The following is a 6062-nucleotide window of genomic DNA, read 5'->3' as shown; positions in this document are numbered from 1 at the left end:
TTGCGAATAGCCCGGGGGGCTATTCGCCCCGCGAGTTTGCGCACCGCCCCAAGCCAGGCGCTTGACGCAGGCAGTCCTGGCAACGCCAGGACCGGACGATGTGAGCCTGCACGCCTGGGCCGCCGTCGCCGTTCTATGCAGGAATTCATGCAGAGAAACAAAAATGGCAGCCACAAGGGCTGCCGCTACAAAATTAAGGTGCCGTTACAAATCCACCTTACCGCTACAAACCTACCGCCGATGCCGCCCCTTCAACAACTCCAGAAACTCCTCAAACACCTGATTCTCCAGTCGCTCAGACAAATCAACCACCACAGATCGCGAATAATACGGGCTCATGTCCAGCCCCACTCCAACGCCAATAATGTCTATCCCCTGCCGGCCATAACCCCCAATCACCGCCTTCAAATGGTTGTCCAGATAAAACGCGTCATTGGCCTGATTCGTCGCGCTATCCATCGGACAGCCATCCGAAATGACCACCAATATCCGCCGCGTCTCATTGCGCCCAAGCAAACGCTGGCACGCCCACTCAACCGCTTCGCCATCGATCCCCTCGCGGAACAAATCCGTCTTCAACAAAGCCGCCAACGGATACCGCGCGCGACGCCAAGGCGTCTGCGCCTCTTTGAACACCAGGCGGCGCAGCTCATTCAAACGGCCCGGCGCCGCTGGCCGGCCCTGGCTTACCCAATCCTGCCGCGCACGCCCCCCATTCCACGCCGACGTCGTAAAGCCCAATATTTCAGTCGCCACGCCCGCCTGTTCAAGTGCGCGCATCAACACATCCATCATGACCGCCAACAGTTCCGCATACGGCTTCATCGACCCCGAACAATCGATCAAGAAACCAAGCGTCGTATCGGCGACCGGCAAATATTGATCTTGACGAAACACACGGCGCTCGGCCGGCGAGCTCACCAGTTGAGCCAGCCGCCTGCCATCGATCACGCCCTCTTCCTGACCGAAACGCCAGCCGTCGCGCTGCGGCTGCGCCAGGATCGCCCGCAACGAGCTCGACAAACGTTGGACGTTAATGCCTTGCTGCGCAATGCGCCGATCCAGCCGCTGGCGATACTCGTGCAGCAAAGCCTCGCGCACCAGATCGGGCGCATACCGCTCCTCGTCATAACGCTTCGTAAATATCCGATAGTGACGCCGGCTCGCCTCGAAGACAGCACTTTCGCCCGTCTGGACGACGGCCGCGCTCTCGCTCTCTTCCTGTTCAAAATCCAGCCACAACCCAAAGGCGCCCGGCCGCACGGTTGAGCTCGACGGTTCATCTTCATATTCGCTCTGTACGCGCTGCGCAATATCGCGCGCTATGTCCATGGCATGGATGGCGAACTGCGCCTGATCATGGCGGCAACGCCGGATGCCGGCCAACGCACTTCCCAGGGCCGGAGCCAGGGCCGCGCGGGTCGGCTCAAGCAAATCCTGAACCGGCCGAGGCAATTCGAGCGAAGTCAGGCGGCTCCAGACAATCTGCGACAGCGCGAACATCAATATCCCTAAGCTCGTTTCAGTTGAACCAGAGCCCAAAAATTCGGCCGACCAGGCGCGGTAGCGCTGCTCCAGGTTATCGCGCACGCCCGGCAAATCCTCGGGCGCCAATGATTCCACACGCAATTGTTCAAGCCATTCGAAAATCCAGCGCTCGATGGGATCGGCCGGAACCAGGCCTTGATGCAACACGGGATCGGAAAAGCGCAAGCGCAGCGCCAGGCTATCGGCAAGCGCCCGATAAGCGGGCAAGGCATCGACACCAGGATTGATGCGCAAATGCGGCGCATAGGCAGGCACCGGCCGCTGGCCGTCATACAGCCGCCCACCTTCGAAGTGCCATTGCGCCAGGCCGGTCGCCGCACGCAGCATGGCCACACACAACTCTTCGAGCTGCTGCTGATGGCGCGATCGCTGCTGCATATCACCCACGGCCAACCCTCAACCCGGCAAGGTCAGGTGCGATTCAAGGATCTCATCGTTAAAACTGCGCTGGTAATACTCGGCGACGATGGGACGCTCGATCTCTTCGCATTTATTGAGGAAGGACAGCCGAAACGCCAGCTCGACATTACCGAAAATCTGACTGTTTTCGGCCCAGGTAATAACAGTGCGCGGCGACATCAGCGTGGACAGATCGCCGGTCTCAAAACCCTTGCGGGTAAGGCTGGCCACCTGCACCATGGCCCCAATCAAACGGCGGCCAGGCTCGGTATCCAGTTCAGGCACACGCGCCAGCACGATCGCGGCTTCTTCATGCGCCGACAGGTAATTCAGGGTCGCGACAATATTCCAGCGATCGATCTGAGCATGATTGAGCGCCTGGACGCCATGGTACATGCCATTCAAATTACCCAAGCCAACGGTGTTGGATGTGGCGAACAGCCGGAAATAAGGATGCGCCTGTATGACCCGATTCTGATCGAGCAGCGTAAAGCGCCCTTCGCGCTCCAGAATGCGCTGTATTACAAACATGACATCGGGCCGTCCGGCGTCGTATTCATCAAAAACCAGGGCGACAGGCCGCTGGAGCGCCCAGGGCACAATACCCTCCTGAAACTCGGTGATCTGCAGGCCGTCGCGCACCACAATGGCGTCTTTACCCACCAGATCCAGGCGGCTGATGTGCCCATCCAGATTGATGCGCACGCACGGCCAATTCAGGCGAGCGGCAATTTGCTCGATATGAGTGGACTTGCCCGTGCCGTGCAGCCCCTGCACCATCACACGCCGATTGCGGGAGAATCCCGCCAAAATCGCCAGGGTCGCGTCGGGGTTGAATCGATAGACCGGGTCGATTTCGGGCACATGTTCATCGCGCTCGACAAAAGCCGGAACCTGAATATCGACGTCCAGACCAAACAGGGCTTTGGCCGAAACGAGATGAGTGGCCGGTGTCAACGTGTTTATCTCGGGCATGACAGATTCCTGATTAAACGATGTTAGCCGCCGTTGCCGTTGGCCGCTTCAATCGCGGCCAGGGCACGGGCGGCACGCTGCAGGGCCGGCAAGCTTTGCAAAGACTTCTCCGCCGTCATGCGCATGATGGGTGCCTGGATGGCGACCGCCATGTTCGATTTCCCGTAAGACGCCGGAACCAATACGGCCACACACAGCAAGCCCGGTAAAAATTCCTCATCATCCATGGCGTAACCATCGCGGCGCACCCGTTCGAGCTCGCTGTCGATCTGATCGTAGGTCGTCAAGGTCCGCTCCGTATATTTGGCCAGGGGCGCATGAGCCAACAGACGCCGCCGCTGCGATTGAGACATCTGCGTCAGGAACAGCTTGCCGCTGGCCGAACAATGAACCGGAACGCGCGAACCGGTATGCAAATAAAACCGCAGCGGCGCTATGGTTTCAACACGATCCAAATACAACACCTCGCTACCCGCACAAGTCGTAATATTGCAACTTTCGCCGACCTCTTCCACCAATTGACGCAGCACCGAATGGCGGGCGCCGTGCACGGTATTATTGAGCAGCAGGTTCTCGGCCATTCGACGCAAACGCAGGCCCGAGCTGTACTGCCGCCCATCGCCATCGCGCTGGATCATGCCGGCCCCTTCGAGCTGCTGCAGCATGCGATGCAAGGTCGGTTTGGGCAGGTTCAATTCGTCAACCAGACTTTGCAAGGAAAACAGCTGATCTTTCTGCGCAATCACCTCAAGCAAGGCAAACAAGCGCATGGTGGGCGTGTTACCGTCAACCCGGTTCTCGGCGATAATGGAAGAAATACCAGTGTCCATATTAAATCCCAATAATAGGAATAAGTTGTACCGTTTTTTAGTATTTTATATTGACTCACGGGCATTTAGGGCATAAATTTTATAAATACCGAATTATTTCACTATCCAAACGGGATAAAGCAGGACGCAGCAAGATGGTTCAGCAATGAAAATAGGGATCGCAGGAGCGGGATTGTTGGGCCGTCTGTTGGCTTATTTGCTTTCCCGGCAAGGCCACGAGGCCAGCGTATTCGACCCGGTCGGCGGCCCCGATGCGCGCGGCGCCGCCGGATGGACTGCCGCAGGCATGCTCAGCCCCACGGCTGAACTGGAGTCGGCCGATATCAACGTCTTCAATCACGGCTTGCGCTCTATAGAGCTCTGGGCCGAAATCATTCCCGCATTATCGTGTCATGCCTCGTTTGACCGGGCCGGCAGCCTTTTGCTTGCGCATCGCCACGACGCCGGCTCCGCGCAACGCATGATCAGCCTCTTGAACGAAAAGGCGCCCGAAGAACATCGGCCGCAGCCTTTGCCCCTGGCGCAGTTGGCACAGCTCGAGCCGGACATACAAGGGCCGTCGCACGCCTGGCTGTTGCCGCACGAAGGGCACCTGAATACCGTCGAAGCCATGGAGGCGCTCTACGCGTCGGCCAACGGCGTCCACTGGCACTGGGGCTGCGCGGTATCGTCATTGTCGGCGCACACCTTGCATACCATCGACGGGGATCATCGATTCGACTGGGTATTCGACGTGCGCGGCTTGGGCGAACGCGAAAACGCACCGTCCGGACCTGCCAACGCGGTCTCGTGCCGGAATGTGCGTGGCGTACGCGGCGAAATCTTTTGGCTGCATGCGCCTGCCGTACAATTGAACAGACCCATCCGTTTGTTGCACCCGCGCCATCGGGTATACCTGGTGCCACGGTCCAATCATTTGATCGTCGTGGGTGCTTCGGAAATTGAAAGCGAAGACCGGTCGCCGGTGTCTTTGCGCAGTACGGTTGAATTGCTGGCCGCAGCCCACAGTGTCATGCCTGCACTGGCCGAGGCGCGGGTCGTGCACAGCGAAACCAATCTGCGTCCGGCGCTTATCGATAACCTGCCGCGCATCGAGCACGAAAACGGGCTGACGCGCATTAATGGCTTGTTTCGGCACGGCTGGCTGATTGCTCCGTCGCTGGTCGATCAGGCCCTGTCCGAACTGAAGTTTGAATGCTAATTTTATAGAGTCCGCTGTGAGCCTTATCCGCATCACCGTCAATGGCAAAGAACACACCGTTGCCGAAGCTTCGACGCTCGAAGATCTGCTCAAGACGCTGAACTCGTCTGCGTCACAGACCAGCTTGCCTATGGCTACGGCCGTCAATGGCAGCCATGTCGCGCGGCAAGCCCGCGCGACGCGAGTCTTGATCGACCAGGACGCCATCACCACATTTGAACCGATCACCGGAGGCTAACTATGTCTTTCCAGATTGCTGACACAACACTTGGCAGTCGTTTCTTCCTGGGCTCGGCCGGCTACCCTTCGCCGTATGTACTGGAACAAGCTATCGCCGCCTCAGGCGCGCAGGTGGTTACGGTGAGTTTGAAGCGCCAGCTGGCCCAAGGCTGCGGCAGGCCTGTTGAAAACAACCAAGGCCAGGGCTATTTCGAACTGATCAAGCAAAGCGGCGCCCACCTGCTTCCCAATACCGCGGGCTGCCATACGGCCGCCGAAGCCGTTACGCTCGCTCAAATGGCGCGCGAGATTTTCAATACCCACTGGATCAAGCTGGAAGTCATAGGCGACACCTATACACTGCAACCCGATCCTTTCGAACTGGTACAGGCCGCCGCCGAGCTGGTCAAGCTGGGGTTCGAGGTTTTCCCCTACTGCACCGACGATCTCGTCACCTGCTACCGCCTGCTCGACGCAGGCTGCCGCGTACTGATGCCTTGGGGCGCGCCCATCGGGTCAGGTCAAGGCCTGGTCAACCCTTACGCCTTGCGAACGCTGCGCGAACGCATTACCGACGTGCCGCTCATCGTCGACGCCGGCATCGGGTCGCCCATGGATGCGGTACAAGCCATGGAAATGGGCTTCGACGCGGTACTGCTGAACTCGGCCGTCTCCAATGCCCACGACCCGGTCCTGATGGCCGAAGCCTTCAAGCTCGCCATTGACGCCGGGCGCAAAGCGTACCAGGCCGGCATCATGGCCGAACAGGATATGGCGGTGGCAACCACGCCGGTAACTGGCCGGCCTTTTGTGCTGGCCTGATTTGTGTTGATGGCACCCACAAGGGGTGCCGCTACATGAGTCACGGCTACGTTTTTGTAGCGGCACCC

General features: G+C 59.0%; 6 protein-coding genes. 3 read left to right on the top strand and 3 right to left on the bottom strand.

The genetic code is table 11. From position 1 onward, the window contains the following. Positions 1–231: 231 nt before the first annotated feature. Genes EDC26_RS19495 through EDC26_RS19485 form a run of 3 tightly spaced genes read right to left on the bottom strand, consistent with a single transcriptional unit; the run spans position 232 to position 3752 of the window. Positions 232–1926: a cobaltochelatase CobT-related protein gene (locus EDC26_RS19495; RefSeq protein ID WP_207915216.1), complete on the bottom strand. Its 1695-nt coding sequence runs from the start codon at positions 1924–1926 to the stop codon at positions 232–234. A gap of 18 nt (positions 1927–1944) precedes the next feature. Beyond that, positions 1945–2922: an AAA family ATPase gene (locus tag EDC26_RS19490; protein ID WP_132586211.1), complete on the bottom strand. Its 978-nt coding sequence runs from the start codon at positions 2920–2922 to the stop codon at positions 1945–1947. Positions 2923–2945: 23 nt separating this feature from the next. Then, positions 2946–3752, bottom strand: coding sequence for an IclR family transcriptional regulator (locus tag EDC26_RS19485; protein WP_132586208.1), 807 nt, complete (start codon positions 3750–3752; stop codon positions 2946–2948). A 145-nt stretch (positions 3753–3897) separates the two neighbouring features. Here EDC26_RS19485 and EDC26_RS19480 point away from each other — a divergent pair, with 145 nt between their 5' ends. The 3 genes from EDC26_RS19480 to EDC26_RS19470 are packed head-to-tail and all read left to right on the top strand — an operon-like array spanning position 3898 to position 5994. Next, entirely contained in the window at positions 3898–4953 is a 1056-nt protein-coding gene (locus tag EDC26_RS19480) for an FAD-dependent oxidoreductase (RefSeq protein ID WP_132586205.1), read from the top strand. Between the two features lie 16 nt (positions 4954–4969). Then, on the top strand, positions 4970–5191 hold the full coding sequence (thiS, locus tag EDC26_RS19475) for a sulfur carrier protein ThiS (protein ID WP_165931076.1): 222 nt from the start codon (positions 4970–4972) through the stop codon (positions 5189–5191). Between the two features lie 2 nt (positions 5192–5193). Continuing rightward, positions 5194–5994 (top strand): thiazole synthase, encoded by an 801-nt coding sequence (locus EDC26_RS19470; RefSeq protein ID WP_132586199.1) that lies wholly within the window; start codon positions 5194–5196, stop codon positions 5992–5994. Positions 5995–6062 lie beyond the last annotated feature (68 nt).

The organism is Paralcaligenes ureilyticus (genome assembly GCF_004346225.1).
GTDB lineage: Bacteria > Pseudomonadota > Gammaproteobacteria > Burkholderiales > Burkholderiaceae_B > Paralcaligenes > Paralcaligenes ureilyticus.
Note: the sequence above shows the minus strand (reverse complement) of the source record. Positions and strands in the feature narration are given on the sequence as shown.

What these genes read in the sequence shown, in the direction of transcription:
- EDC26_RS19495 (WP_207915216.1), bottom strand. Translation starts at nt 1,926, where the DNA reads ATGCAGCAGCGATCGCGCCATCAGCAGCAGCTCGAAGAGTTGTGTGTG.
- EDC26_RS19490 (WP_132586211.1), bottom strand. Translation starts at nt 2,922, where the DNA reads ATGCCCGAGATAAACACGTTGACACCGGCCACTCATCTCGTTTCGGCC.
- EDC26_RS19485 (WP_132586208.1), bottom strand. Translation starts at nt 3,752, where the DNA reads ATGGACACTGGTATTTCTTCCATTATCGCCGAGAACCGGGTTGACGGT.
- EDC26_RS19480 (WP_132586205.1), top strand. Translation starts at nt 3,898, where the DNA reads ATGAAAATAGGGATCGCAGGAGCGGGATTGTTGGGCCGTCTGTTGGCT.
- EDC26_RS19470 (WP_132586199.1), top strand. Translation starts at nt 5,194, where the DNA reads ATGTCTTTCCAGATTGCTGACACAACACTTGGCAGTCGTTTCTTCCTG.